Raw genomic sequence first — 25475 nt, 5'->3', positions numbered from 1 at the left:
TCCATGACGCATCCTCGTCGGGTCGCCATCGTTGGCGGTAACCGCATTCCGTTCGCCCGCTCCAATGGCCCTTACGCCACTGCCAGCAATCAGGACATGCTCACTGCTGCTCTGGAGGGGCTGATCGAGCGCTTCAATCTGCACGGGTTGCGCATGGGCGAGGTAGTGACAGGCGCGGTGCTCAAACACTCCAGAGACTTCAACCTGACCCGCGAATGCGTGCTCGGCTCGCGGCTCTCGGCACAGACCCCGGCGTATGACATTCAGCAAGCCTGCGGCACGGGGCTGGAAGCCGCGTTGCTGGTGGCCAACAAAATCGCGCTGGGGCAGATCGAGTGTGGCATTGCCGGGGGCGTGGACACCACGTCGGATGCGCCGATAGGTGTCAATGAAGGGCTGCGCAAGATTCTGTTAAAGGTCAACCGCGGCAAGACGCCGGGCGACAAGATCAAGGCCTTGATGCAGTTGCGTCCACACCACCTCAAACCGGAGCTGCCCCGTAACGGCGAGCCACGTACGCGGTTGTCGATGGGGCAGCATTGCGAGCTGATGGCGCAGAACTGGGGCATAGAGCGCGGGGCGCAGGATCAACTGGCGCTCGAGAGCCATCTGAAAATGGCCGCAGCCTACGCCGAGGGCTGGCAGGATGACTTGATAACGCCGTACCTTGGGCTGATACGTGACAACAACCTGCGCCCGGACCTGACCCTCGAAAAGCTGGCTGGCCTCAAGCCCGCATTCGAGCGAAGTGCCAAGGGCACGCTGTCGGCCGGCAACTCGACGCCGCTGACCGACGGCGCGTCGGTGGTGTTGCTGGCCAGTGAAGAGTGGGCGCGCGAGCGTGGCCTGCCGGTGCTGGCCTACTGGCGGGATGGCGAGGCCGCGGCGGTGGATTTCGTCAACGGCGCAGAAGGGCTGCTGATGGCCCCGGCCTACGCCGTTCCGCGCCTGCTGGCGCGCAATGGCCTGACCCTTCAGGATTTTGATTACTACGAAATTCACGAAGCCTTCGCCGCGCAGGTGCTGTGCACGCTCAAAGCCTGGGAGGACGCTGATTACTGCAAGACCCGTCTGGGACTGGACGCACCATTGGGGGCTATTGACCGCAGCAAACTGAACGTCAAGGGCAGCTCGCTGGCAGCCGGGCATCCGTTTGCCGCAACCGGAGGCCGTATAGTCGCCAACCTGGCCAAACTGCTCGATGCAGCAGGCAGCGGGCGTGGATTGATTTCGATCTGCGCAGCTGGCGGGCAGGGTGTTACGGCGATTCTGGAGCGTTAGGCAAATACTGGGGGCATGGGCATAATCCACAGCGGAAAAGGACGGTACGTCTGAAGAGATATGACGCGGAGCGTCATGAACGGCATGCCGACGCGGAGCATTGGCACGATAAGGTTCTTCTGGACACCTCTCGTTCCTCACGCTCCAGCGTGGGAATGCATTTCGTGACGCTCCGCGTCACACCCGTGCGCGGGATGAACAGTCAGCATTATTGGCCTGTAACGTTGAGGTAAGGCATGGGGTTCATCATTGGGGTATCGGTGCTTCTGATTCTGATCGGCACGGTGTTCTATCTGTTTGACAAAGGCGCGCAAACCCGCTGGCTACGGCCCTACATCGGCCTGGCGCTGATTGGGTTGCTGATCGGCGGGATGGGCTTGCTGGTGGGGCTGGTTTCCGATGAAATCGAAAGTTATTTCCTGCTGGTTGCCAAATGGGTGATCGCTGTGACCGGTATCATGTTTTGCCTGCGGCTGATCATACTGATCGCCAGGCGCTTCATCGTCAGAAATTGAGCGTGCAACCCGCCCATGTGTGACAGGACAACGTGGAAAATCACTTCAAATTTCTGACCTTGCCCAAGACATCGGGCGAGGTCGCCAACGTCTTCATTCACGGCTATTCGTCAGGGCATGATCTGGACGACCGGCGCATGCTGGCCAACAGTATTCCTGGTGCCTTGCGCCAAAGCGTGAATATTCTGGCGTTCTGGCCATCCAGCCATTTCACCCAGATGGACAACCGTTCCCGTGGCCTGTTGATGGCCGCCGCCCGAGTGCATCCGTTGGCGGGCGCAGCCGCGCTGGCGGGAGACCGCGTCGTTCATTTTGCGCGCATCCGCAACCGGGCTCGCGATATGGGCAAAGTGTTGCTGGCACAACTGGACCGCTATCTGTTCGAACATCATCCGGACGTAAAACAGGTCAACCTGATTGGCCATTCACTGGGCGGACGACTATTGGTCAGCGCGCTCAAGAACCTGCAACAGACGCCCGAACACGGGCTGGTGGTGGGCGATGTGTTGCTGATGGCTGCTGCGGTGCGCATTGAAGCGGCCGAGGCCGAAGTGTTGAAGCAGAAAATCAGCGGACGACTGATCAACGCTTACTCCAGCGAAGACCACGTGCTGTTGTTGAATCTGGGCGAGAAGAGCCTGGGACGCACACCGGTCGAGCATTTCGAGAATGTGCGGATGCCGGGTTATCGCCATCACCATTATTGGAGACGCTTGCAGGAAGTGCTGATCGCAACTCGCTTCAGCGGCTGTGAAGGGCTGGAAACCGGCGTTGCCGTTCTACCGACAGTCACCCGCGACCCTGTCTTGCAGGACATCTGGCTGCACAGCGTTCTGGCCCGCTCCCCAGACTATGTGGTGGAGGCGGCCATCAAGCATTTGTGCAGCAGTCGATGGACACGCCTCAAGGCCACCGAATCGGATCGCACCTACGCATTTGTGCGCGAATTCCAGCTGGTCGCCGGACACTTTCTGATCAATGCCGCCCGGCGTAGAGGCGTGCCCTATACGCGAGTGCTGGGCATGCTGGCGCGGCAATACGGCCTGAGCGATTCGCTGCACCAGTGTGCGACGGTGGTTGAAGTGGAGGAACTGCTGCTCAGAACGTTCTTTCGCCATGCGTTCAACAGCGCGCACCCGCTGGTGCAGATGCCACGCGCCAGTGTCAGCGCGATGAGCTGGGAGGTGTATGCCGCACATGTCGATGCACTGGCCGAGCGTTTGACCGTGGCTGCATTCTTCAAGCCCGCGCAGGCCGAGAAAGCTCCCGGCACGATCAAAGGGTTGCTGGGTGCAATTCGCCAGGCGCCGGTGCAGCGCCTGCTGACGCACTTTGGCACGGCGCTCAGGCCGGGTTATTCAGCGTTGATCCCGACAGTGGCAATCGTCTTTTACGCGCGCGTCACGCTGGGCGATGACGCGCTGATGTAACAGTGGTCAGGCGGCCTGGGCTTCTTCCAGCGCGGCCTGCGAAAGCTGCTGGCGATGACGACTAGCGTAGCTCTCGGCGATGATCGAACAGACGATCAACTGCATCGGGTGGTAGATCATGATCGGCAACAGGATCAGGCCCAGCCCTGGATTACTGCCGAAGATCAGCGCTGCCATCGGCGCCCCTGCTGCAAGCGATTTCTTGGTGGCGCAGAACACCGCCGCGACCTTATCGGCATGATCGAACTTGAGCGCCCGTGCGGTGCGCGTGGTCATCAACAGGATCACCGCCAGCAGCAGCGCGGTGCCGATGAATGCGGTCAGGATCACGCTGTTGCCCTGGCTCTGCCACATGCCGGAAATCATCGAGTTGCAGAACGCCGCGTAAACCAGCAGGAGGATCACCAGCTTGTCGATCAGGTTGGTGTACTTCTTGTGACGGGCGAAAAACTTGCCCAGCAACGGCCGCATTAGCTGGCCAAGCACCAGTGGCAGCAGGAGCATGGCGCACAGGTCGAGCAGTGTATCGCCCAGATCGATCCCGCCAGCGCCGGTGCCGACCACCAAGCTGACCAGCCACGGGGTGATGAAAATCCCGATGACGCTGGACATGCTGGCGTTGAGAATCGCTGCCGGGACATTGCCGCCTGCGCTGCCGGTCAGCGCCACCGAAGACGAAATGGTCGAGGGCAGGGCGCACAGGTAGAGAAAACCCAGCATCAGCAGCGCTGGCACATACGAGTCCAGCAGCTTTTGGCACGCCAGCCAGATCAGCGGGAACACCACGAAGGTGAAGACCTGGATCATCACGTGCAGGCGCCAGTTGGTCAGGCCTTTCTTGATCTGCTCGCTGGACAGGTTTACCCCATGCAGAAAGAACACCACGAACACGCCGACCTTGATGACGTATTCAGCGTGCATGCTGCCGCCGGTAGCGCCGAAACGCGGGAAGAAGTAGGCGAGCACCGTTGCCAGAACCATGCCCCAGAGGAACCAGTCGGTAGCGACGCGTTTGAAGTGTTTGAGTGATTGCATGCGGGGTCCGTAGAACGTTTGTACACAGAGATGCGTGCAGGCTACTCTGTTGCGCCATAGCCGTCTTGCGACATAAGGCCATAAGATGCCGACTAACGGACAAATAGATCAGCGACATCCCACTGGCGAGCGGCAGATACCGGCACTGTCCGGTCTGCCGCGCCCGTTATATGCCCGCGCTGAAAGCCTCAGTGCCGGTTCGTGGACGCCGCCCCATCGTCACGACTGGGTGCAGTTTTCCTATGCGATCAGCGGGGTGCTGGGTGTGCATACCGCCGAGGGTAGTTTTTTTGCACCACCACAATGGGGCGTCTGGGTGCCTGCGGGGCTTGAGCACGAGGTCGTGACCTCCATGCGTGCCGAAATGCGCAGCCTGTACATTCGCACGGCTGATTCCGGCTGGGCACCACAGCGTTGCCGGGTGCTGGAAGTCACGCCGCTGGCCCGCGAACTGATCAAGAGCTTCTGCCTGTTACCCGTGGACTATCCCGAGCAGGACAGCCATGAGGCGCGGCTGGTGCAGGTATTGCTGGACCAGTTGGCGCACCTGCCGGAAGTCGGTTTTTCGCTGCCGTTGCCGCGTCACCCGCGTTTGCTGAGCCTGTGCAACGAGTTGATCGAAGAACCGGGCCAGTTGATTACCCTGCACGACTGGGCGGCACGTCTTGGCACATCCGAGAAAACCCTGATGCGCCTGTTTCAGCGGGAAACCGGGTTGAGCTTTCGCGGCTGGCGTCAGCGGGCACGATTGCTGTCTTCACTTTCTGCACTGGAAGAGGGCGCCAGTGTGACCCATACCGCGCTGGCCTGTGGGTATGACTCGACGTCGGCTTTCATCGCTGCGTTCAAGGGCTTGTTCGGCTATACGCCCGGTGATTTGTTCAAGTAACGCCAGGTTGTATTGCGTACTAACGAGTGCATTTAACGAAGATTTTTCGGCCTTTACACGTTTTGTCCCGGAATATCTTTTATCGCCTGAACGGCACGAAAGGTGTTTTAAACCAGGGGATTGCGTGGTTTTTGCTTAAAAAACCTTTCAATCCCAAGGCCACTACCCCTACTCGCTGGCGGAGGATTGCCGTATAACGGCAACAATCGCGTATCTGGCAACAAAGGACCCACAATAAAAGCTGATGAAAACTCCTAAACGCATTGAACCCCTGATCGAAGACGGTCTGGTCGACGAGGTGCTGCGCCCGCTCATGAGTGGTAAAGAGGCAGCTGTTTATGTGGTGCGCTGTGGCAATGAGCTGCGGTGTGCCAAGGTTTACAAGGAGGCTAACAAACGCAGTTTCCGTCAGGCGGCCGAGTATCAGGAAGGCCGCAAGGTACGCAACAGTCGCCAGGCCCGGGCCATGGCCAAGGGCTCGAAGTTCGGGCGCAAGGAAACCGAAGACGCCTGGCAGAACGCCGAAGTGGCTGCACTGTTTCGTCTGGCCAGCGCGGGTGTCCGGGTGCCCAAGCCGTACGACTTCCTGGAAGGCGTACTGCTCATGGAACTGGTGGCCGACGAGTATGGCGACGCTGCGCCGCGCCTGAACGACGTGGTTCTGGAGCCTGATCAGGCGCGCGAGTATCACGCGTTCCTGATCGAACAGATCGTGCTGATGCTGTGTTCCGGTCTGGTGCACGGTGACCTTTCCGAGTTCAACGTGCTGCTGGCACCGTCCGGCCCGGTCATTATCGACTTGCCACAAGCGGTCGATGCAGCGGGCAACAACCACGCGTTCAGCATGCTGGAGCGTGACGTTGGCAACATGGCGCTGTACTTCGGCCGCTTCGCGCCGGAGCTCAGAAAGACCAAGTACGCCAAGGAAATGTGGTCGTACTACGAGGCTGGCACTTTGTCGCCCGCCACGGTGCTGACCGGTGAGTTCGACGAGCCGGAGGACGAAGCCGATGTGGGCGGCGTACTGCGCGAAATCGAAGCCGCCCGTCTCGACGAGGCTCGCCGTCAGGCAGCTCGTGCGGCAGACGATGCGCCACCGAGCAAATCCACCGAAGAACCACCGCCGCCGTGGATGCAGTAAAGCTTTTGTGGGAGCGAGCTTGCTCGCGAAGACGATGGATCAGGCGCGCTGTTTTCGGAGCTTGTACCGGCCCTTTCGCGAGCAAGCTCGCTCCCACGGGAGTGCGTGTGCAGGCGCACCGCCGAGTGATGCAGTAAGACCCCTGTGGGAGCGAGCCGGGCGTGTTGGACTAGCTCTAACGTAGGTGGTGGCTAGCAACCCACTCCCGACGCTAGGTCCTTGAGGATCGGGCAGTCCGGGCGGTCGTCGCCGTGGCAGTGCTCTACCAGTTCCTGAAGCGTATCGCGCAGGCTCGCCAGTTCCTCGATCTTCTGATTCAACTGCACGATGTGCTGACGGGCCAGCGCCTTGACGTCGGCGCTGGCGCGTTGGCGGTCTTGCCAGAGGGTCAGCAGTTTGCCGACTTCCTCCAGCGAGAACCCCAGGTCTCTCGAGCGTTTGATGAACGCCAGCGTGTGTAAATCGTCGGCGCTGTACAGGCGATAGCCACTGTCGCTGCGATGCGCCGCTTGCAGCAGGCCGATGGATTCGTAGTAGCGGATCATCTTCGCACTCAAGCCACTGCTTTTCGCCGCCTGACCGATGTTCATGGCGTGTCCTCCAGATCACGGGGTTTCCAGGTTTTCAGCAGCAGCGCATTGCTCACCACGCTGACACTGGACAGCGCCATGGCCGCGCCAGCCAGTACCGGGTTGAGGTAGCCCAGCGCCGCGAGGGGAATGCCAATCAGGTTGTAGACAAATGCCCAGAACAGGTTCTGGCGGATCTTTGCGTAGGTTCGCCGGCTGATGTCCAGCGCCGCCGGCACCAGTCGCGGGTCGCCGCGCATCAGGGTGATGCCCGCTGCATGCATCGCGACGTCCGTTCCGCCGCCCATCGCAATTCCCACATCCGCAGCCGCCAGCGCCGGTGCATCGTTGATGCCGTCACCGACCATGGCAACCACATGATGGTTTTTCAGCTGGGTGACGGTGGCCGCCTTGTCGGCAGGCAGCACTTCGGCATGTACATCGTGTATCCCCAAGGCCTTGGCGACTACTTGAGCGCTGCCACGGTTATCGCCGGTCAGCAGATGGCTGGTAATGCCGCGTGCGTTCAGCGCCCTGATCGCCTGATCCGTTCCGGGCTTGAGTGTGTCACCAAAGGCAAACATGCCGATGACCTTCGGCTCCGGGGCCTGCTCGATCAGCCAGGACAGCGTTCGCCCTTCGGCTTCCCAGATACGCGCAGATTCGGCCAGTTCGCCGATGGGCAGGCCGCTTTCATCCAGCAGGCGTCGATTGCCCAGCGCCAGCTCCCGGCCCTGAACGGTGCCCGCTATCCCCCGGCCGCTGAGGGCATGGCTGTTTTCGGCTGCATCGAGCTTGAGTTGCCATTCATGACACACATCGAGCACCGCCCGGGCCAACGGGTGTTCACTGCCGCGTTGCAGTGCGCCCGCCAGTTGCAACAGGTGTTCTTCATTGCCCGACACCGCACTCATGTTGGTGATGCGCGGCGTGCCTGCGGTCAGCGTGCCGGTCTTGTCGAATACCACGGCATCCACCGCGTGGGCGCGCTCCAGTGCCTCTGCATCCTTGATCAGAATGCCGTAGCGCGCCGCCACGCCGGTTCCGGCCATGATCGCTGTAGGTGTCGCAAGGCCCAGAGAGCAGGGGCAGGCAATCACCAATACGGCGACCGCATTGATCAGCGCCACTTCAAGCGTGGCTCCAGCCAGCAGCCAGCCTGCCAGCGTGAAAAAGGCAATCCCCAGGACAGAGGGCACAAACACCTGGCTGACTTTATCCACCAGTTTCTGGATCGGGGCCTTGCCCGCCTGAGCGTCTTCGACCAGCCGAATGATGCGCGCCAGAACTGTTTCCGCGCCCAGCGCAGTGGTTCTCACCAGCATCTGGCCTTCGCCGTTGATGGCACCCCCCGTGACCTTGTCACCCGGCTGCTTGGCCACCGGCAGGCTTTCACCGGTAATCAGTGCTTCATCGGCATGGCTGCTGCCTTCGACCACTTCGCCGTCCACCGGAAACCGTTCGCCAGGTTTGACCAGCACCTCATCGCCAAGCTGCAGTGAGCTGATCGCGACGTCCTGTTCGACGCCGTCGACCACGCGCAGCGCGCGCTCCGGGCGTAGAGCCTCAAGGGCACGAATGGCGCTGGCGGTCTGATGCTTGGCGCGGCTTTCCAGGTATTTACCCAATAGCACCAGCGCGATGACCACCGCCGATGCTTCGAAATACAGATGCGGCGTTGTGCCGGGTGCAGCACTCAGCCATTGATAGACGCTCAAGCCGTAGCCCGCGCTGGTGCCGATGGCGACCAGCAGGTCCATATTGCCTGCGCCGGCGCGCACGGCTTTCCAGGCAGCCAGATAAAAACGCGCGCCCAGAACGAATTGCACCGGTGTCGCCAGCGCGAATTGCGCCCAGGCGGGCAGCATCCAGTGCACGCCCAGCGGCGTCAGTAACATTGGCGCGATCAACGGCAGTGCCAGCGCGATGGCCAACAGCAGGGCCCATCGTTCGTTGTGCAGGTGGCGTGCTTTCTGGTCAGCTTCGGCGTGGCGATCCTCAACCAGCGTCGCGCTGTAACCGGCACGGCTGACGGCGTCGATCAGGGTTTGCGGATCGGTCTGGGCTGCGGTGTCTACATGGGCGCGTTCATTGGCCAGGTTGACCGTCACACTGTTGACCCCCGGCACTTTGGCCAGAGCACGCTCGACCCGACCCGCACAACTGGCGCAGGTCATGCCGCTGATCGGCAGGTCGAAGGTGGTGGTTTGTTGCATGTGAATCACTCCCTGAGGCTGGATACCTGCAAGGATCAACCTTGCCACATGGGCAAGGTCAAGCGCGAATCAATAGTTGAGGTCGGCTTTCTTGAGGTACATGCCGTTCAGGTCCGCGGCGATACGGTATTTGAGGATATCGCCCGAGCGTAGCTGGATCTTGGTACTGCGCGGCGCTTCCATTCCCGGTTCGCAGCCCACCACGGTGCCACGCAGGGTGCTCAGTCTTATCGACACTTCACCGGGAGGCAGGTTGAAAGACACCGAGTCCTCCTGAAAAAGTCTCCCGGCCAGACGGTCCTGCACATAGATGCCGATCTCACAGGAGGTCGCGACTTCCAGGCGCTCTCGGGAAATGATCAGGATGCCGTAATCCTGATCGGCCTGAGTGGCGGGTGCGATAGCCAAGAAACCGAGAATGCTGAAGAGGCTCACTGTTGACCAGCGCATCGCTGATACTCCTGATGTAAACGTTGATGAGTCAGCTTGGCTCACGATCAGCACGAATACCAGCCCGGCAGCGATAACAGAAACTTGACCTTGCCATCATGACAAGGTTGAAGATGCTCGCTATCCATCAATGAGGGAGTGACACCATGCAGTTATTCAATGTTCAAGGCATGACCTGCGGGCACTGTGTTCGTGCGGTGACTCAGGCGATCAAGAATGACGACCCAGGCGCTGATGTTCAGGTTGAACTGGCCAGCAAGCAGGTGAAGGTGCAAAGCAGTCTTTCACCCGAGCAGATCGTCAGGTTGATCAGCGAAGAGGGTTATCAGGCGCAGCCTGCATGACGCGGGTCAGGGAGACCGGAGCGGTCTCCCTGTCTGTAAACTTTGAAAAGTTTTGAATTAATTACCCTGTCCTTCGTTCTCTGCAAGGTAAGCCGGTTAGACTAACCCGTTGCCCTGCACCCGTTAATGGACACCCGATGAATCTACGCACAATCCTTATTCTTGGCTCATTGAGTGCCTTCGGCCCTCTGGCCATCGACTTCTATCTTCCTGGCTTTCCGGCCATGGCCTCGTATTTCGGGACCGACGAAAAACATATTCAGTTGACCCTCGCGGCTTACTTTCTCGGGCTTTCCCTGGGACAACTGGCCTATGGTCCGGTGGCTGACCGGTTCGGCCGGCGCATTCCACTGCTGTTCGGCGTTACCTTGTTCATGCTCGCCTCGATAGCCTGCGCCTTTGCGCCCAGCCTTGAATGGCTGATTGGTGCGCGCTTCGTTCAGGCGTTGGGCGGCTGTGCCGGGATGGTGTTGTCGCGGGCAATCGTCAGTGACAAGTGCAATGCCGTCGAGTCGGCCAAGGTCTTTTCGCAACTGATGCTGGTCATGGGGCTGGCACCGATTCTGGCACCCATGCTTGGCGGAGTACTGGTCAGCACCTTTGGCTGGCAATCGATCTTTGTCAGCCTGGCGCTTTTCAGTGGTGCCTGCCTGGCGGCGGTTGCACTGGGGCTGCCGGAAAGCATGCCCGCCAGCACGCCTCGTCAGCCGTTGAGTGGCGCATTTCGCCAATACGTCAACCTGCTGCAGGACCGCGTCTTCATCGGCCATGCCCTGACGTGCGGCATTGCCATGGCCGGAATGTTCGCTTACGTCGCCGGGTCGCCGTTCGTGTTCATCAAGCTGTACGGCGTACCAGCCGAGCATTACGGCTGGCTGTTCGGGATGAACGCGGCGGGTTTCATTCTGGTCGCGCAGATCAATGCGCGTCTGCTGCGCAAGACGGGGCCGGCATTTTTGCTGTCACGCACGGTCTGGATCTATCTGACCGCGGCGCTGGTGTTGCTGGCGATCAGCTTGCTGCGCACAGAATCGCTTTGGCCGCTGCTGGTGCCATTGTTCATTTGCGTGGCAAGCCTTGGGTGCATCATCCCCAATGCGTCAGCCTGCGCCATGAGCGGCCAGTGGGCGCGTGCGGGCAGTGCCTCGGCGCTGCTGGGTTGTCTGCAATTCAGTGTTGCCGTCATCGCCGCCAGCCTGGTGGGCTTGTTGCATGACGGCACGGCCACACCCATGGCGCTGGTTATCAGCCTGTGCGGTGTGCTGACGGTCGGCCTTTCGGTACTGACACGCCGTGCGCAAGGCACGCGGGATGCGCAGGCGAAGCCGGTCTGATTCGGCGCAATGGTTGTGTCAGTCACGCTATGCGCTGACACAACCATCTCGCGTTCAGAACCCTTCCAGTACGACCTTGCCCTTGGCCTTGCCACTTTCCAGCAGGGCATGAGCGCGGCGCAGATTCTCTGCGTTGATACTGCCGAAGTGCTCACCAAAGGTGGTTTTCAGCGTTCCGGCGTCGATCAGCTCGGCCACCCGGTTGAGCAGGTTGTGCTGTTCGATCATGTCCTCGGTTTCAAACATCGACCGCGTGTACATGAACTCCCAGTGCAGCGACAGGCTCTTGCGCTTGAGCTTCGACACATCCAGTGACTTGGGATCGTCGATCAGCGCCAGCTTGCCTTGTGGCTTGAGCGCCTCGACCAGTTGGTCCAGATGCTGTTCGGTCTGGGTCAGGCTGGCCACATGGGTCACCTGATTCAGGCCGACACGTTTCAGTTCTTCGCTCAACGGTTTGCTGTGGTCCAGCACCTCGTGTGCGCCCAGTTCGCGTACCCAGCTTTCGGTCTCGGGCCGGGAAGCGGTGCCGATGACTTTCAGGGTGGTCAGCTGACGTGCCAACTGGGTAAGGATCGAACCTACACCGCCCGCTGCACCGACGATCAGCAGGCTGTGCGAGCCTTCGCCTTTTTGCTGAGCGATCTGCAGGCGCTCGAACAACAGCTCCCAGGCAGTGATCGCCGTCAACGGCAACGCCGCCGCATGGGCAAAGCTCAGGGTTTTCGGCATATGTCCGACAATACGCTCGTCGACCACATGCAGTTCGCTGTTGCCACCCGGCCGGGTCAGGGAGCCGGCATAGAACACTTTGTCACCCGGCTTGAACAGCGTGACCTGGCTACCCACCGCTTTCACGACGCCTGCCACATCCCAGCCCAGTACCTTCGGAGCGCCGTCCTCGGGCTGTACGTTCTGGCGGATTTTGGTGTCCACCGGGTTGACGGAGATGGCCTTGACCTCGACCAGCAGATCACGAGCGCCAGCCACCGGTTCAGGCAGTTCGATGTCCTGCAATGACAGTGCGTCGCTGATCGGCAGCGAGTGGTAATACGCGATTGCTTTCATGACGAGCCTCTTCAGGAAAAATGATAAAGAGATCATTGGCTATTTCCAGTAAAGATAAAAACCGCTAAAACGGCAGGCTCTTTCAATTTTATTTTGATAATACGAGGCATTGATGTTGCGCTTTGACGACTTGCAGTTGTTCGTTCGTGCGGCGGACCTGGGCAGTCTTTCTGCTGCGGCGCGGGTGATGGACATGTCTGCGGCGGTTGCCAGCGCGGCGCTCAAACGCATTGAACGGCAATTGGGTGCGCGCTTGCTGGCACGTTCGACCCGCAGCCTGCGTCTGACCGCCGAAGGCGAGGGGTTTCTGGAGTATGCCCGCGCCGCACTGGGCAGTCTGGAAGAAGGGCGGCGCCTGCTGGCCAGCAGCCAGGACCGTTGTGAGGGCGTGTTGCAACTCTCGGCACCGTCGGATCTGGGACGTAACGTGCTGTTGCCCTGGCTTGACGAGTTTCAGCAGCAACACCCGCAACTGACCGTGCGCCTGTTGCTGGGTGATCGTATTGCCGACCTGTTCCGCCAGCCGGTCGATGTGGCGCTGCGTTACGGCGAGCCGGAGGATTCAAGCCTGGTCGCATTGCCGGTGTTGCCTGACAACCGGCGGGTGTTGTGTGCCGCGCCGAGTTACCTGCAACGTCATGGCGAACCGCAGCAGGTTGAGCAACTGGCGCAGCATAACTGCCTGTTGTTCATGCTCGGGGACCGCGTGCATGACCGCTGGACGCTGAATGACGGCAAGCGCGAAATCAGCCTGACGGTCAGCGGCAACCGGTTCAGTGACGACGCAGATGTAGTGCGCCGCTGGGCAGTAGCGGGCGAAGGTGTGGCGTACAAATCCTGGTTGGACGTCGCCGCAGATGTACGGGCCGGGCACCTGAAAGTATTGATGCCAGATTTGATCGGCGAGCGAGCGCCGCTGAACCTGTTATGCGCGCACCGGGCGCAGCTCAGCAAGCCGGTCATTCTGTTGCTGGAAATGCTCAGGTCACGTTGTAAGCAACAGGCTGTAGGTCCGTCACCCGTTGGGTTGTTTTAATAGCCACGTCCGGGTAGGAAATAACCTTCGGAAGTGTCGGAAAATATAATATTTTAAAGTGTTTCAACGGTGCAAAGTTTCAACTCTCAGGCGAAGTTGAAACTGACTGTTGTTGAGTGGTTTTGGCGTTTTTGTCATGGGTATTACGCTTGTTTTTTCAATGTCTTTTTGAAGTAATGGTTGAAACCGCTTTGCTAGAGGGGGGGGGGGCGCCGTTAAGACAGGAAGATCTTCCTGCCGATGGGGCGAGAAAGAAACGTTCGATTTTTCGGGCCGTTGTACAACAACAGTTTGTACGAATCGTTTTTCGCCCACTGGGGCCGAAGGGCATAGAGTTTATACTTGTCATTTCATATAAGAACCACGTTCAACTCTACCGAGGCGTGATTGCTTTCACCCAGTCATCACGATAGATGAATGTTTCAACAGGGAGTGAACACATGGAATACGGACCTTGCATCAGCCAGATCGCAACACTGCTGGCCGACCCCAAGCGCAGCGCAATGATCTGGGCACTGATGGATGGTACTGCTCGTCCTGCCGATGAGTTGGCGATTTTGGCGGGACTCTCGACCTCCTCTGCCGGCGCGCACCTGGCGCGTCTGACCAGTGGCGGTCTGTTGAAACAGGAGGCGCGGGGTCGCAAGCGTTTCTTTCGCCTCGCCGCGCCGGAAGTGGGGGCCGCTGTCGAAGCTCTGGCTTGTGCCTCTCTGGCCAGCGCCGAACAGATCAGCCGCAGGTTTGCCCAGCCCATGCCGCCGTTGCCGCTGCGCCGTGCAAGAATCTGCTCCGATCATCTGGGTGGCGAAATGGCCGCTGAGCTTTATCAGCGTCTTCTGGAAGCGGGCTGGATAGAACAGCAAGAGAAGCGTGTCGAGGTCACGAGCAAGGGTGTGGCCAGTTTTGCCGAGCGCGGTATTTACATACCGGCGCTGGCACAGCGCAAGCGTGAAACGGTATGTGCCTGCCCGAAATGGAATGATCGCAACCCGCACCTGGGCGGCGCGCTGGGGGCGGGGCTGCTGCAGCTATTCTTCCAAATGGGCTGGCTGCGTACCACCGACGAGCCCAGCACCTTGCAGGTCTCCTCCAGTGGGCAGCGGGAAATCAGCAAGATCGCGGCGGCGGCCTGACGGGAGCGGCAGGTGTGGCGCGCTCCACCACTAACGTACCACCGGTCCGCGTCGGCACGCAGTTCCGGACGCTCCGCGTCCTCTTGCGACGCAGAGTGTCGCGAAAGGCATTTCAACGCGAAGCGTTAGGAACGATGGATGTGCGTGCCCGCCCCACCACTATCGTGCCAACGCTCCGCGTTGGTATGCATTTCCGGACGCTCCGCGTCCTCTGCGACGCAGAGCATGAGCAGCGATGGATGTAACTCGCTCAATCCCTCTTTAGGGCTTTACCAGGCGTGCATCCAGGCTGTTTTGTGCCAGACGTTTTGCCTGATCTTCAGTCATGCCCAGATGCGTGTACAGCGCATGGAAGTTCTCGGTCACGTAGCCACCGAAGTAGGCCGGGTCGTCCGAGTTGACGGTGACTTTCACGCCGCGCTCGAGCATGTCGAGGATGTTGTGCTGGGCCATGTCGTCGAACACGCAGAGCTTGGTGTTGGACAGCGGGCAGACGGTCAGCGGGATTTGTTCGTCGATGATGCGCTGCATCAGTCGCTCGTCTTCGATGGCGCGTACACCGTGGTCGATGCGCTGGATTTTCAGCAGGTCCAGTGCTTCCCAGATGTATTCCGGCGGGCCTTCTTCCCCGGCGTGGGCGACCGTCAGGAAGCCCTCGCTGCGGGCGCGATCAAATACGCGCTGGAACTTGCTCGGCGGGTGGCCCATCTCGGAACTGTCGAGACCCACGGCGACGAACGCATCACGGAACGGCAGCGCCTGATCGAGGGTTTTTTCGGCTTCTTCCTGGGACAGGTGACGCAGGAAACTCAGGATCAGGCCGCTGTCGACACCCAGCTTCGACTTGCCGTCTTTCAGCGCACCGGTAATCCCGGCCAGCACCACTTCAAACGGGATGCCCCGGTCAGTGTGGGTTTGCGGATCGAAGAACGGTTCGGTGTGGATAACGTTCTGTTCCTTGCAGCGCAGCAGGTAAGCCCAGGTCAGGTCGTAGAAATCCTGCTCTGTGCGCAAAGCGTCCGCACCGCGGTAATACAAATCAAGGAATTCCTGCAGGTTGTTGAAGGCATAGGCCTTGCGCAGGGTTTCGACGTCATTCCACGGCAGGGCAATTTTGTTGCGCTCTGCCAGGGCGAACAGCAACTCGGGTTCCAGCGAACCTTCGAGGTGCAAGTGCAGTTCTGCCTTGGGCAGGGCGTTCAACCAGTCGTACATATTCTTTTCTCATCAGGTGCAGATCGCGGGCATTCTACAGATGCACGTCGCTGCGCAGGGTAAAACCTGACCGAACGTTCAACTTGCCTCCTGATCGCGGCGGTAAGCATAGGTATCAGCAAAGCGCGACAGCAGAAACTCGGCGCAGGTGGTGACAGGATAGCGCGCGGGCTGGCTTTCGCTCTGGCAACCGGGCAAACATTCGATGCGCGTGTCGGGATGCGGTTCGGCGAAGAACGGCATCGAATAGCGGTCGACGCCAAGCGGGCTGATAACCCGGTGCGGCGTGGACAGATAACGGTCGTTGCTCCAGCGCGCCATCATGTCGCCGAGGTTGACCACGAACGTGCCGTCAATTGGCGGTGCGTCGATCCATTCGCCCCGCACGTCGCGAACCTGCAAGCCGCCCGCCGTGTCCTGGTACAACAGGGTGATGCAGCCATAGTCGGTATGCGCGCCTGCGCCTTGTTGCTCGGCAGAGGTCGCCGTATCACGCGGTGGGTAATGAATCATGCGCAGCACGCTGACGGGGTCCTTGAAGCGCTGATCGAAGAAATCGCGTTCGATGCCCAGCGCCAGGGTCATGGCGCGCAGCAGGGTTTGCGCCAATGCCTGCATGTCCAGGTAATGCTGCTCCATCAGGCCTTCCCAACCGGGAATGTCCGGGTGCCGATTGGGCCCGCGCAGTGGTTTGCCAGCCAGCACGTCGGGATGGCTGGCATCCAGATGCAGGCCCATGTCGAAGGTTTCCTTCAGGTCGCTCGGCAGGCTGGGGTCCAGTTGCTCGGTGGCGATGGCACCATAGCCGCGATGATGGGTGCTTTGCGTGATGTCGATGATGAGCTTTTCGGCTGCCGGACGGGCGAAAAAGTCTTTGGCTGCCGATTGCACCTGCTCGATGCGTTGCGCGCTGATCGGATGGCCCTTGATGTAAAAGAAGCCCCATTGCCGACAGGCACTGTCGATCTGCCGGGCGACATCCTGCCAGGCCTCAAGGTCGGTGCCGTAGAGCGGGGCTATGTCGATGACGGGAAGCTGGTCCATTAAAGGTCCTGGAAATCATGTGGTATTCGCTGTCGATGAGCGTGCCCGCCGAAGCGGGCACGCGACGCCAGACGGTTATTTAGGCAGTTCGGCCTTGATCCCTTCAACGTAATAGTTCATCGAAGCCAGCTCGGCGTTGGTTGCAACCACACCGTCAGCAATTTTCACGGTGCCGGTCTGGTCCTTGATCGGTCCGGTGAACGGGTGGAATTCGCCGCTTTCGATGCTGGCGATGATCTTCTGCGCCTCAGCCTTCACATCAGCAGGCACCACGTCGCTGATCGGCAACTCGACCGTACCCTCTTTCAGGCCGCCCCAGTAATCCTGTGGTTTCCAGGTGCCTGCGATTGCACCCTCGGCAGCCTGAATGTAATGCGGGCCCCAGTTGTTGACGATGGAAGCCAGTACCGCTTTCGGCCCGAAGTGCGCCATGTCCGAAGCGTAGCCGACGGCATAGACGCCACGACGCTCGGCGGTCTGGATCGGCGCAGGGCTGTCGGTGTGCTGGAAGACCACGTCAACGCCCTGATCGATGAGTGCGTTGGCAGCATCGGCTTCCTTGCCCGGATCGAACCAGGAGTTGACCCACACTACTTTGATCTCGGTGCCCGGATTGTATTTGTTCAGCGCCAGCTGGATGGCGTCGATGTCACGCAGCACTTCAGGGATCGGGAATGAAGCGACATAACCGATTTTCTTGGTCTTGGTCATTTTCGCGGCGATGTAACCGCTCACGTAACGACCCTCATAGGTACGGGCCAGATACGTGCCCATGTTCTTGTCCTGCTTATAGCCGGTCGCGTGCTCGAACTTCACCTTGGGGAACTGCTTGGCGACTTTCAGCGTGGGGTTCATGTAGCCGAACGAGGTACTGAAAATCAGGTCGTAACCGCCCTTGGCCATGTTGCGGATAACCCGTTCGGCGTCCGCGCCTTCCGGTACGTTTTCCACATAGCTGCTGCTGACCTTGTCGCCCAGCGCCTTGACCATCGCTTGGCGGCCCTGTTCATGCTGATAGGTCCAGCCGTGGTCGCCAATGGGGCCGATGTAGACGAATCCGACCTTCAGCGGATCGGCTGCCGAGGCGAGCAGGCTGGAGCCAATGCCGACAACGGCGGCCATGGCACACAGTAGTTTTTTCAGAGGACGACGTGGGTTGGTCAGGTGCATCGGGTCTAGCTCCTTGCGGTCTTGTTGGAGTGCATACCCCGACAATGCAAATAACTGACCAACAGGACAACTTACGATGCTGGCGTGCTTCACCCTGTAGCAATAGTGCGTGTGTAGGAGCGGACTTGTCCGCGAAGGAGGTCGTTCAGACGATGCATTTTCGGAGAATATGCCGACCCTTTCGCGAACAAGTTCGCTCCCACGGCCTTCGGCCAGAATCTAAAACAGACTTGTGTGTAACGCGTAGTGCAGCGAGAAGGTGCAGGTGCGGTGGGCTGCGCCGCTAACTGGTGCAGCGCGTGCTGCGCTCGACGATGCACATCGGCGTACCGGCCACGGGTTCGCGCATGATCTGCACCTGCACATCGAACACCTGGCAGACCAGCTCGGCTGTCAGCACCTCGCCCGGCGCGCCGCAGGTCACCAGACGTCCACCCTGCATGACCGCCAGGTGGTCGGCATAGCGACAGGCCTGATTGATGTCGTGCAGCACGGTAATCACGGTTTTACCTTCGGCGCTGAGTTCGCGCATCAGGTCCAGCAGTTCGACCTGATGGCTGATGTCCAGATACGTGGTGGGCTCGTCGAGCAGGACGATGGCGGCGTCCTGCGCGAGGATCATCGCCAGCCACGCTCGTTGGCGCTGCCCGCCGGAAAGGTCGGACAGCGGCCGTTCGGCCAGGGTTTCCAACTCCATGCGTTGCAGGGCCTGCTCGACACTGTGCTGATCGGCCCCGCTCAAGCGTCCCCACATGCTGTTGTGCGGGCTGCGACCATAAGCCACCAGTTGACGCACACTGACGCCTTCCGGAATGGGCAGCACTTGCGGCAGAAAAGCCACCTTGCGGGCCAGCTCTTTGGCGGAGAGCTGGCTGTAGGCCTTGCCGTCCAGGCTGAGGCTGCCCGATTGCGGGGTGAGAATTCGGGCAAACGCTTTGAGCAGTGTGGATTTGCCGCAACCGTTGGGGCCGATCAGCGCCGTGACCTGCGCGGGCGGCGGGCTGAATGACAGGTCTTGCACGATCCGCGTTGCGCCATAGCCGATGTCGAGTTGCTGCGCCTTCAGAATACTCATGGGATCAACCTTTGAATCGGGCCAGCAGCCAGAGGAAATACGGAGCGCCGATCACCGCCGTGAGAATACCGGCGGGGATCTCGCTGGGGGCGATCAATGTGCGCCCCAGCGTATCGGCCAGCACCAGCAATAACGCGCCCAATACCATGGAGGCGGGCAGCAGGTATTGATGATGACCGCCGACCAGACGGCGGGCCATGTGTGGCGCGACCAGCCCGACAAAACTCACCGGACCGATGATGCCCACGCCCAGGCTGGTCAACAGCACGGCACTGCCCATTGCCAGCCAGCGCGTACGTTTGAGGCCGGTGCCCAGGCTCTGCGCTGCTTCATCGCCCAGGCCGATCAGGTTCAGCGGTTTGGCCAGCAGCAAGCTGAGCGGGATCAACAGCAGAAGCGGCGAGGCCAGCCACACATGGTGCCAGTTACGGCTCCACAAACTGCCGGTCAGGGCCAGCAGGGCGGTATTGATATCCAGCGGGTTGGACAGAATCAGAAATTCGGTGATGCTCGACAGCGTCACCGCAATCGCCACTCCGGAGAGCGCGAAACGCACGCCGGAAAACTGCACGCCGGTGTTATACAACGCCAGCAGCAGCGCACCTGCCGCGCCGCCCAGACACGCCACAAACGGCAGCGCGGACACCGGTAATTGCGGCAGGCCGATGATGGCGATGGTCAACGCCAGCCCTGCGCCCTGTGTTACGCCAAGAATTTCCGGCGAGGCCAGCGGGTTGCGGATCACGCCTTGAACAATGGCGCCCGCCAGGCCGAAGGCGCAGCCGGTCATGATTGCGATCAAACCGCGTGGCAGACGGTGATTCCAGACCTCGAAATCCTTGCTGTCGTGGGCGATCAGGTGATCAAGCACTGCACCGGGCGTCAGCCAGACGGTGCCCGCGCTGAGGCTCAGCAGCACGGCCAGTGCCAGCAACAAAATCAGCAACAACAGCCGTTGGCGGGGCTGGTTCATAGCGCACGCCTCGCCAGAAACAGAAAGAACGGCGCGCCAATCAACGCAGTGACCACGCCGGCCGGGGTTTCCACCGGGAACGCCACAGCGCGGCTGATCAGGTCGGAAGCCAGCACGATAGCCGCGCCCAGTCCGGCGCTGATCGGGATCAACCAGCGGTAGTCATTGCCCAGCCATTGGCGAGCAATGTTCGGCGCGATCAGGCCGACAAACGCTATCGGCCCCACCGCACAGACGCTGGCGCCGGCCAGCAGCAGGCTGACCACGAACACCAGCAGGCGCAAGGCACCGATACGCACGCCCAGTGAACGGGCAGCGTCTTCGCCGAGGTTGATCAGGTTCAGGCGCGGCGCACAGGCAATCGCCAGCACCAGACCGACCAGCGTGCAAGGCCAGAGCAATTGCAATTGCGCCGCGCCGACATTGGCCAGCGATCCGGCCAGCCAGTTGAGGACGCTTTGCGCCTGCGCTTCGACAAGAATTACAGTGAGACGGGTCAAGGCGGCGCACAGCGCGGCGACGGCGACACCCGCCAGCACCAGTCGGCCTTGAGCCGTGGCGGGTGACCATGCACCGCCAAGACTGAACACGGTGATCCACGCCAGCGCACCACCGAGGCAGGTCATCAGCAGGGCACCACCGGGGAAGGGCAGAGCGACCAGGCCTGTGGAAAACAGCGCCAGCCCAAGCGCCGCGCCCGCCGTAACGCCAAACAATGACGGGGAGGCCAGACGGTTGCGCGTGATGCCCTGCATCAAGGCACCGGCCACGCCGAGGCAGGCACCGACCAGCGCCGCGCACAAGGCGCGTGGCACGCGCAATTGCGCAACGATGTAAGCGATGTTGCCGCCCTCGCGGCCCTGCGTGATCAGTCCGTTCCAGGCATCTACCTGACGAATACTGAACGACGACAGGGCGAACAGCGACATCCAGAACAGTCCCAGGCAGGTCGCGGTGATCACGCCCGCCATCAGCCAGCGGCGCATTTACGGGTTCAGCACGGCCTTGCCGCCCTTGAGCACGGCAAGCGCATCGTCGGCGATCTGCTCGGAGGCCATGATCCCGCGATTGCGCGCCCAGCTGTCGCCATCCACTTCAGCTACCTGCTTGTTACGTACTGCGCCAAGCACCTGCCACAGCGGCTGCTTGCTCCAGCTGTCGACGATGCTCGGGCGACGATAATGACCGACCAGCAACCAGTTCGGGTCCAATGCCAGCAACTGCTCCAGGCTGACGAATTCGGTGGGCGCGGCGTCTTTGCGTACTTCCGGGACCTTCAGACCGATCGCCTGCAACACGCTGCCCGCATAAGAGTGCGGGCCATGTACCGAGAAGCTGTCTTCGCGGGCGACGCCGAACAGCACGTTGGTGTTGGCCGGAATCTGCTCGGCAACAGTCTTCAGGTGCTGGCGGTTCTCCGCGATCCGCGCCTGCATCTCTGGGCCTTTGCCGAGCGCCACGCCAATCAGCTCGGCAGATTTCAGACTGCCCTGATAATCCTCGCCGCGCGACGGCAGCATCAATGTCGGTGCCAGACTGGCCAGATCGTTGTAAAGCGCCTGATGGCGGCCGAGGTCGGCAATGATCAGGTCCGGCTTGAGCCGCGCGATCACTTCTATATTGGGCTGCGAGCGCAGCCCCACGGACTGCCATTCGCCTACCGCCTTGCGCACCTTGGGCAGTACGCGGTTGGCATCGCCATCGTCGGCGGCACCGACCGGCGTCACACCGACCGAAGCCAGTCCGTCGAGAAACGAAAACTCCAGCACCACCACGCGCTTGGGGGGGGCAGGCAGGTGAACTTTGTGTTGGCCGTCATCGATGTCGATAGGTGCGGCCTGGGCGGCGCTCGCCAGCAGAGTGAGCAGGCCGCAAGCCAATAAATGCGGAAGTCGAAAAGCACGCACGGCGAATGTCCTTTCTAACAGAAGCTGAATCGTGAAAAACAGACGCGCCAGAAAAGGCGCCTGGAAAACGGCGGGCACTATTTCACATCGTGACGACGGGATCAAAAGTCATTTACGTGTGGGTGCAGTTCTCATTCGGGTCATTTGTTGAAACCTTTTGTCACACACCGCACTCTGAACGGCTTCAATGACAGACACGTTCATGACTATCCGCGGCGATCTGTCGCAAGGGTTTGGAGAAAGTAATGGGCGCTTTGCTCAAGCAAGAAAAGTTTCTACTGCTGGCAATCATTGCCATGTTTGTCGCCTATCCGCTGGAGCATGTGCTGCTGGGCAACGGACAGGTCGTCGCACTGGTTTCAGGGTTGGCGCTGGTCGGCTTCATCGTCTGCGCCTCGATGCGCGTCGCGCATCACGCCGAGATGCTCGCGGAAAAGGTCGGTGACCCCTACGGGACGATGATCCTCACGCTCTCGGCGGTGCTGGTCGAAGTGGTGATTCTGGCGATCATGATGAGCAACGAACCATCGCCGACGCTGGTGCGAGACACGATTTACTCGGCGGTGATGCTCGACATCAACGGCATCCTTGGCCTTGCGGCGCTGATGGGCGGCATCAAGCATGGCGAGCAGTCCTATAACGATGACTCGGCGCGCACCTATAGCGTGATGATTTTTACCGCCATGGGCGTGTCGATGGTGGTGCCCGAGTTCATCCCCAAAGGCGACTGGAAGATCTATTCGGCGTTCACCATTGGCGCGATGATTCTGCTCTACACGCTGTTCCTGCGCATGCAGGTCGGCCCGCACAGCTACTTTTTCAGCTACAGCTACCCGGAAAAGAAAAAGCGCCAGGGCTCGGATCAGGCTGAACAGCATGCAGAGCCGGTCAACCTGACCCGCTCGATTGTCACATTGGTCACCGGTGTGGTGGTGATTGGCGCGCTGGCTGAAGTGATGTCCAAGACGGTCGACCTGGGCCTGGAAGGGACGGGGGCTCCGCCAGTGATGACCGCCATTCTGGTGGCCGCCATTTCCGCTGCACCGGAGATTCTGACCGCCCTGCGCGCGGCACTCGCCAACCGCATGCAGTCAGTGGTCAACATCGCTTTGGGTGCATCGTTGTCCACCGTGATTCTGACGGTTCCGGTCATGGAAGCGATGGCGCTTTACAGCGGCCAGCCGTTTCAGATGGCCATGACGCCGGTGCAGACCGTGATGATCTTCATCACCCTGCTGGTGTCCGCCATCAACCTCAACGACGGCGAAACCAACGCCATCGAAGGCATGACCCACTTCGTGCTGTTCGCGACGTTCATCATGCTGTCGTGCCTGGGGCTTTAGGAATGTCACGCTCTGCGTCGCAAGAGGACGCAGAGCGTCCTGAACGGCATGCCGACGCGGAGCGTCGCACGATAGTTGAGATTATCGCCCCGCACGTTCAGCCCCGAATCAACTCCCGCGCGGCCTGGCTGTGATCGGCAATCAACTGCTTGATGTCCAGGCCTTCGACCTGGCCGTCGATCACTCGCCATTGTCCTGCGATCATCACCCGATCGGCACGGTCCGCGCCGCACAGCAGCAGCGCCGAGAGCGGATCATGGCTGCCGGAAAAGCGCAGCTCGTCCAGCTTGAACAGCGCCAGATCAGCCTGTTTGCCCACCGCCAGTTCACCGAGGTCAGTGCGTCCCAGCAATTGCGCCGACCCCTTGGTGGCCCAGCCCAGCACGAGCTGCGGAGTGATTTTTTCGGCGCCGTAGCGCAGGCGTTGCAGGTAAAGCGCCTGGCGGGTTTCGAGGATCATGTTCGATGCATCGTTGGACGCCGAACCATCGACCCCGAGCCCCAGCGGCGCGCCCGCAGCGATCAGCTCCAGCGTCGGGCAGATGCCAGAAGCCAGGCGCATGTTCGAGCTTGGGCAGTGACAGACGCCGGTGCCCGCAGCGCCGAGGCGGGCAATCTCGTCGGAGTTGAAATGAATGCCGTGGGCCAGCCAAGTGCGCGGGCCGAGCCAGCCGACGCTGTCCAGATAATCCACGGTGCGCAGGCCGAAGCGTTGCAGGCAGAAGTCCTCTTCGTCGAGGGTTTCAGCCAGATGCGTGTGCAGGCGCACGTCGAGTTTTTCGGCCATGGCCGCACTCTCGGACATGATCTGCGGCGTGACCGAAAACGGCGAGCAGGGTGCCAGCGCGATCTGGATCTGCGCACCATCGCCGCGCTCGTGATAGGTCTCGATCAGGCGCTGACTATCGGCCAGAATCACCTCGCCCTGCTGCACGGTTTGCTGTGGCGGCAAACCTCCGTCGGCTTCACCAAGGCTCATCGAACCACGCGTCAACATTGCGCGCATACCCAGCTCGCGAACGCTTTGCACCTCAACATCGATGGCGTGTTCAAGCCCGTCGGGAAACAGATAGTGGTGGTCGGCAGCGGTTGTGCACCCGGACAGTAACAGCTCGGCCAGCGCCACCTTGCTGGCGACCGCGAGCTTCTCCGGCGTCAGGCGCGCCCATACCGGGTACAGGGTTTTCAGCCAGGGGAACAACGGCTGATTGACCACTGGTGCCCAGGCCCGCGTGAGGGTTTGATAGAAGTGATGGTGCGTGTTGATCAACCCCGGCAGCAACACATTCTCACGGGCATCGAACGTCTGAGTGCAGGGCTTTGACGGGAGCTGCCCGGCGGCCAGCACTTCAGTGATGACGCCGCCTTCGATCACCAGACCGCCACGGGCGTCCAGGTCATTGGCAGTGAACACGGCAAGGGGATTTTTCAACCAGATACGGATCGCAGGCATGGGCCGGCTCCTCTGAAAGACAGGTTCAGGTTAGCCAGCTCAGTGTTGCCCTGTCTGCTGATCCAGGGTCGCCGGGGTCAGGTGCGCCCCGGCGAAGGACGGCGATTCTAGTCGAGCAGCCGATTACCAGGCAATCGTCTTGCCCTGGTAATCGATGAAGTGATGGCCGCCCTTGCCTGCGTAGGCATTGAGCTGTTCTACAAGTCCGGTGGTGCTGGTCATGACGTCGATGGCGGCATTTTCGCCGCCCATGTCGGTCTTCACCCAACCCGGATGCATCGACAGCACGGTAGGACGGTTCTCGCCCAGCTCGGTGACAAAGGTATTGGTCATCGAATTGAGTGCAGCCTTGCTGGCCTTGTACAGCGCAAGGTTTGCGCCGTCCGGGCAAGTGACGCTGCCCAGCCACGAACTCATGAACGCCAAGACGCCCGTGCCGGGACGGATTTGCTCAACGAAGCGCCCGGCCAGACGAATCGGCGCTACAGCGTTGGTCAGGAACAACTGCCCAAGCTCGGCGGCGGTCGACTTCGCCGCGCTCTGGTGTTGCGCACCGGTAATCCCGGCATTGACGAACAGCACGTCGAACACCTCGCCACGCAGCTTCTGGACCAGCACTTCCAGCGAAGCAGGTTCGTCCAGATCCACTGCTTCGATGCGCACGCCTTCTACCGCTTTGAGGTTTTCGGCGTTCTGCGGATCACGCACCGTGGCGGTGACCTGCCAGCCCTGTTCGGTCAAGCGCTGCACCAGCCCGAGGCCCAGGCCACGCGAAGCACCGATGATCAGGGCGGTTTTCTTGGTAGTGGTCATGAATGATTCCTTGGCAAATTGAGAGACAGACTCCATGGCAG

General features: G+C 60.6%; 24 protein-coding genes. 10 read left to right on the top strand and 14 right to left on the bottom strand.

Annotation, left to right across the window (positions count from 1 at the left end; all coding sequences use genetic code 11):
* Positions 1–3 precede the first annotated feature (3 nt).
* The 3 genes from FFH21_RS24890 (at position 4) to FFH21_RS24875 (ending at position 3226) form a co-directional block, all read left to right on the top strand.
* Positions 4–1281, top strand: a complete 1278-nt coding sequence (locus FFH21_RS24890; RefSeq protein WP_011169663.1) for an acetyl-CoA C-acetyltransferase — start codon at positions 4–6, stop codon at positions 1279–1281.
* Positions 1282–1517: 236 nt separating this feature from the next.
* Positions 1518–1796, top strand: coding sequence for a hypothetical protein (locus FFH21_RS24880; protein WP_011169662.1), 279 nt, complete (start codon positions 1518–1520; stop codon positions 1794–1796).
* Positions 1797–1828: 32 nt separating this feature from the next.
* Positions 1829–3226 (top strand): DUF726 domain-containing protein, encoded by a 1398-nt coding sequence (locus FFH21_RS24875; RefSeq protein WP_011169661.1) that lies wholly within the window; start codon positions 1829–1831, stop codon positions 3224–3226.
* A gap of 6 nt (positions 3227–3232) precedes the next feature.
* Here the strand turns inward: FFH21_RS24875 and FFH21_RS24870 are convergent, their stop codons facing one another.
* Positions 3233–4261, bottom strand: coding sequence for a bile acid:sodium symporter family protein (locus FFH21_RS24870; RefSeq protein ID WP_011169660.1), 1029 nt, complete (start codon positions 4259–4261; stop codon positions 3233–3235).
* Positions 4262–4346: 85 nt separating this feature from the next.
* Between FFH21_RS24870 and FFH21_RS24865 the strand changes: the two genes are divergently transcribed.
* The gene (locus FFH21_RS24865) at positions 4347–5150 is read left to right on the top strand and encodes a helix-turn-helix transcriptional regulator (protein ID WP_002555534.1); all 804 of its coding nucleotides are present in this window, start codon (positions 4347–4349) and stop codon (positions 5148–5150) included.
* Positions 5151–5394: 244 nt separating this feature from the next.
* A complete protein-coding gene (locus FFH21_RS24860) occupies positions 5395–6291 on the top strand; it encodes a PA4780 family RIO1-like protein kinase (RefSeq protein ID WP_002555533.1) in 897 nt (298 codons plus the stop codon).
* Between the two features lie 191 nt (positions 6292–6482).
* On the opposite strand, the gene cueR is transcribed toward FFH21_RS24860, so the two are convergent.
* From cueR to FFH21_RS24845, 3 genes are all read right to left on the bottom strand, one after another.
* Complete coding sequence (gene cueR / locus FFH21_RS24855) at positions 6483–6881, bottom strand: Cu(I)-responsive transcriptional regulator (RefSeq protein WP_011169659.1); 399 nt, start codon at positions 6879–6881, stop codon at positions 6483–6485.
* Positions 6878–9076, bottom strand: coding sequence for a cation-translocating P-type ATPase (locus FFH21_RS24850; protein ID WP_011169658.1), 2199 nt, complete (start codon positions 9074–9076; stop codon positions 6878–6880). The genes cueR and FFH21_RS24850 overlap by 4 nt, the downstream gene beginning before the upstream one ends.
* Positions 9077–9145: 69 nt before the next feature.
* A complete protein-coding gene (locus FFH21_RS24845) occupies positions 9146–9526 on the bottom strand; it encodes a hypothetical protein (protein ID WP_011169657.1) in 381 nt (126 codons plus the stop codon).
* Positions 9527–9672: 146 nt separating this feature from the next.
* Here FFH21_RS24845 and FFH21_RS24840 point away from each other — a divergent pair, with 146 nt between their 5' ends.
* Both FFH21_RS24840 and FFH21_RS24835 read left to right on the top strand, forming a co-directional pair.
* Positions 9673–9870 (top strand): heavy-metal-associated domain-containing protein, encoded by a 198-nt coding sequence (locus FFH21_RS24840; RefSeq protein ID WP_004659353.1) that lies wholly within the window; start codon positions 9673–9675, stop codon positions 9868–9870.
* A 137-nt stretch (positions 9871–10007) separates the two neighbouring features.
* Complete coding sequence (locus FFH21_RS24835; protein ID WP_011169656.1) at positions 10008–11204, top strand: multidrug effflux MFS transporter; 1197 nt, start codon at positions 10008–10010, stop codon at positions 11202–11204.
* A gap of 54 nt (positions 11205–11258) precedes the next feature.
* On the opposite strand, the gene FFH21_RS24830 is transcribed toward FFH21_RS24835, so the two are convergent.
* On the bottom strand, positions 11259–12272 hold the full coding sequence (locus FFH21_RS24830; protein WP_011169655.1) for a zinc-binding alcohol dehydrogenase family protein: 1014 nt from the start codon (positions 12270–12272) through the stop codon (positions 11259–11261).
* 112 nt (positions 12273–12384) lie between these two features.
* Between FFH21_RS24830 and FFH21_RS24825 the strand changes: the two genes are divergently transcribed.
* A complete protein-coding gene (locus tag FFH21_RS24825; RefSeq protein WP_002555526.1) occupies positions 12385–13308 on the top strand; it encodes a LysR family transcriptional regulator in 924 nt (307 codons plus the stop codon).
* A gap of 440 nt (positions 13309–13748) precedes the next feature.
* Complete coding sequence (locus tag FFH21_RS24820; RefSeq protein ID WP_011169654.1) at positions 13749–14441, top strand: helix-turn-helix transcriptional regulator; 693 nt, start codon at positions 13749–13751, stop codon at positions 14439–14441.
* Positions 14442–14702: 261 nt separating this feature from the next.
* Here the strand turns inward: FFH21_RS24820 and FFH21_RS24815 are convergent, their stop codons facing one another.
* The 7 genes from FFH21_RS24815 to FFH21_RS24785 form a co-directional block, all read right to left on the bottom strand.
* Positions 14703–15656 carry an adenosine deaminase gene (locus FFH21_RS24815; protein WP_011169653.1) on the bottom strand — a complete coding sequence of 318 codons (954 nt, stop codon included), beginning with the start codon at positions 15654–15656 and terminating at the stop codon, positions 14703–14705.
* 78 nt (positions 15657–15734) lie between these two features.
* Positions 15735–16700: a 2-oxoglutarate and iron-dependent oxygenase domain-containing protein gene (locus FFH21_RS24810; RefSeq protein WP_011169652.1), complete on the bottom strand. Its 966-nt coding sequence runs from the start codon at positions 16698–16700 to the stop codon at positions 15735–15737.
* Positions 16701–16775: 75 nt separating this feature from the next.
* Positions 16776–17870, bottom strand: coding sequence for a BMP family ABC transporter substrate-binding protein (locus FFH21_RS24805; protein WP_011169651.1), 1095 nt, complete (start codon positions 17868–17870; stop codon positions 16776–16778).
* Positions 17871–18153: 283 nt separating this feature from the next.
* Complete coding sequence (gene fecE, locus FFH21_RS24800) at positions 18154–18945, bottom strand: Fe(3+) dicitrate ABC transporter ATP-binding protein FecE (protein ID WP_011169650.1); 792 nt, start codon at positions 18943–18945, stop codon at positions 18154–18156.
* Positions 18946–18949: 4 nt separating this feature from the next.
* The gene (locus FFH21_RS24795) at positions 18950–19918 is read right to left on the bottom strand and encodes an iron ABC transporter permease (protein WP_011169649.1); all 969 of its coding nucleotides are present in this window, start codon (positions 19916–19918) and stop codon (positions 18950–18952) included.
* Entirely contained in the window at positions 19915–20904 is a 990-nt protein-coding gene (fecC, locus tag FFH21_RS24790; protein WP_041924654.1) for an iron-dicitrate ABC transporter permease FecC, read from the bottom strand. Before fecC ends, FFH21_RS24795 begins: the two co-directional genes overlap by 4 nt.
* Positions 20905–21825 (bottom strand): Fe(3+) dicitrate ABC transporter substrate-binding protein FecB, encoded by a 921-nt coding sequence (locus FFH21_RS24785; RefSeq protein WP_011169647.1) that lies wholly within the window; start codon positions 21823–21825, stop codon positions 20905–20907.
* A 245-nt stretch (positions 21826–22070) separates the two neighbouring features.
* On the opposite strand from FFH21_RS24785, the gene FFH21_RS24780 reads away from it, so the two are divergent.
* On the top strand, positions 22071–23168 hold the full coding sequence (locus tag FFH21_RS24780; protein WP_011169646.1) for a calcium:proton antiporter: 1098 nt from the start codon (positions 22071–22073) through the stop codon (positions 23166–23168).
* Positions 23169–23265: 97 nt separating this feature from the next.
* Here the strand turns inward: FFH21_RS24780 and FFH21_RS24775 are convergent, their stop codons facing one another.
* Together FFH21_RS24775 and FFH21_RS24770 are read right to left on the bottom strand one after the other, a co-directional pair.
* On the bottom strand, positions 23266–24621 hold the full coding sequence (locus FFH21_RS24775; protein WP_011169645.1) for an 8-oxoguanine deaminase: 1356 nt from the start codon (positions 24619–24621) through the stop codon (positions 23266–23268).
* Positions 24622–24744: 123 nt separating this feature from the next.
* Complete coding sequence (locus tag FFH21_RS24770; RefSeq protein ID WP_011169644.1) at positions 24745–25434, bottom strand: SDR family oxidoreductase; 690 nt, start codon at positions 25432–25434, stop codon at positions 24745–24747.
* Between the last annotated feature and the right edge of the window lie 41 nt (positions 25435–25475).

It is taken from the genome of Pseudomonas sp. KBS0707 (assembly GCF_005937945.2).
GTDB classification, from domain to species: domain Bacteria; phylum Pseudomonadota; class Gammaproteobacteria; order Pseudomonadales; family Pseudomonadaceae; genus Aquipseudomonas; species Aquipseudomonas amygdali.
Note: the sequence above shows the minus strand (reverse complement) of the source record. Positions and strands in the feature narration are given on the sequence as shown.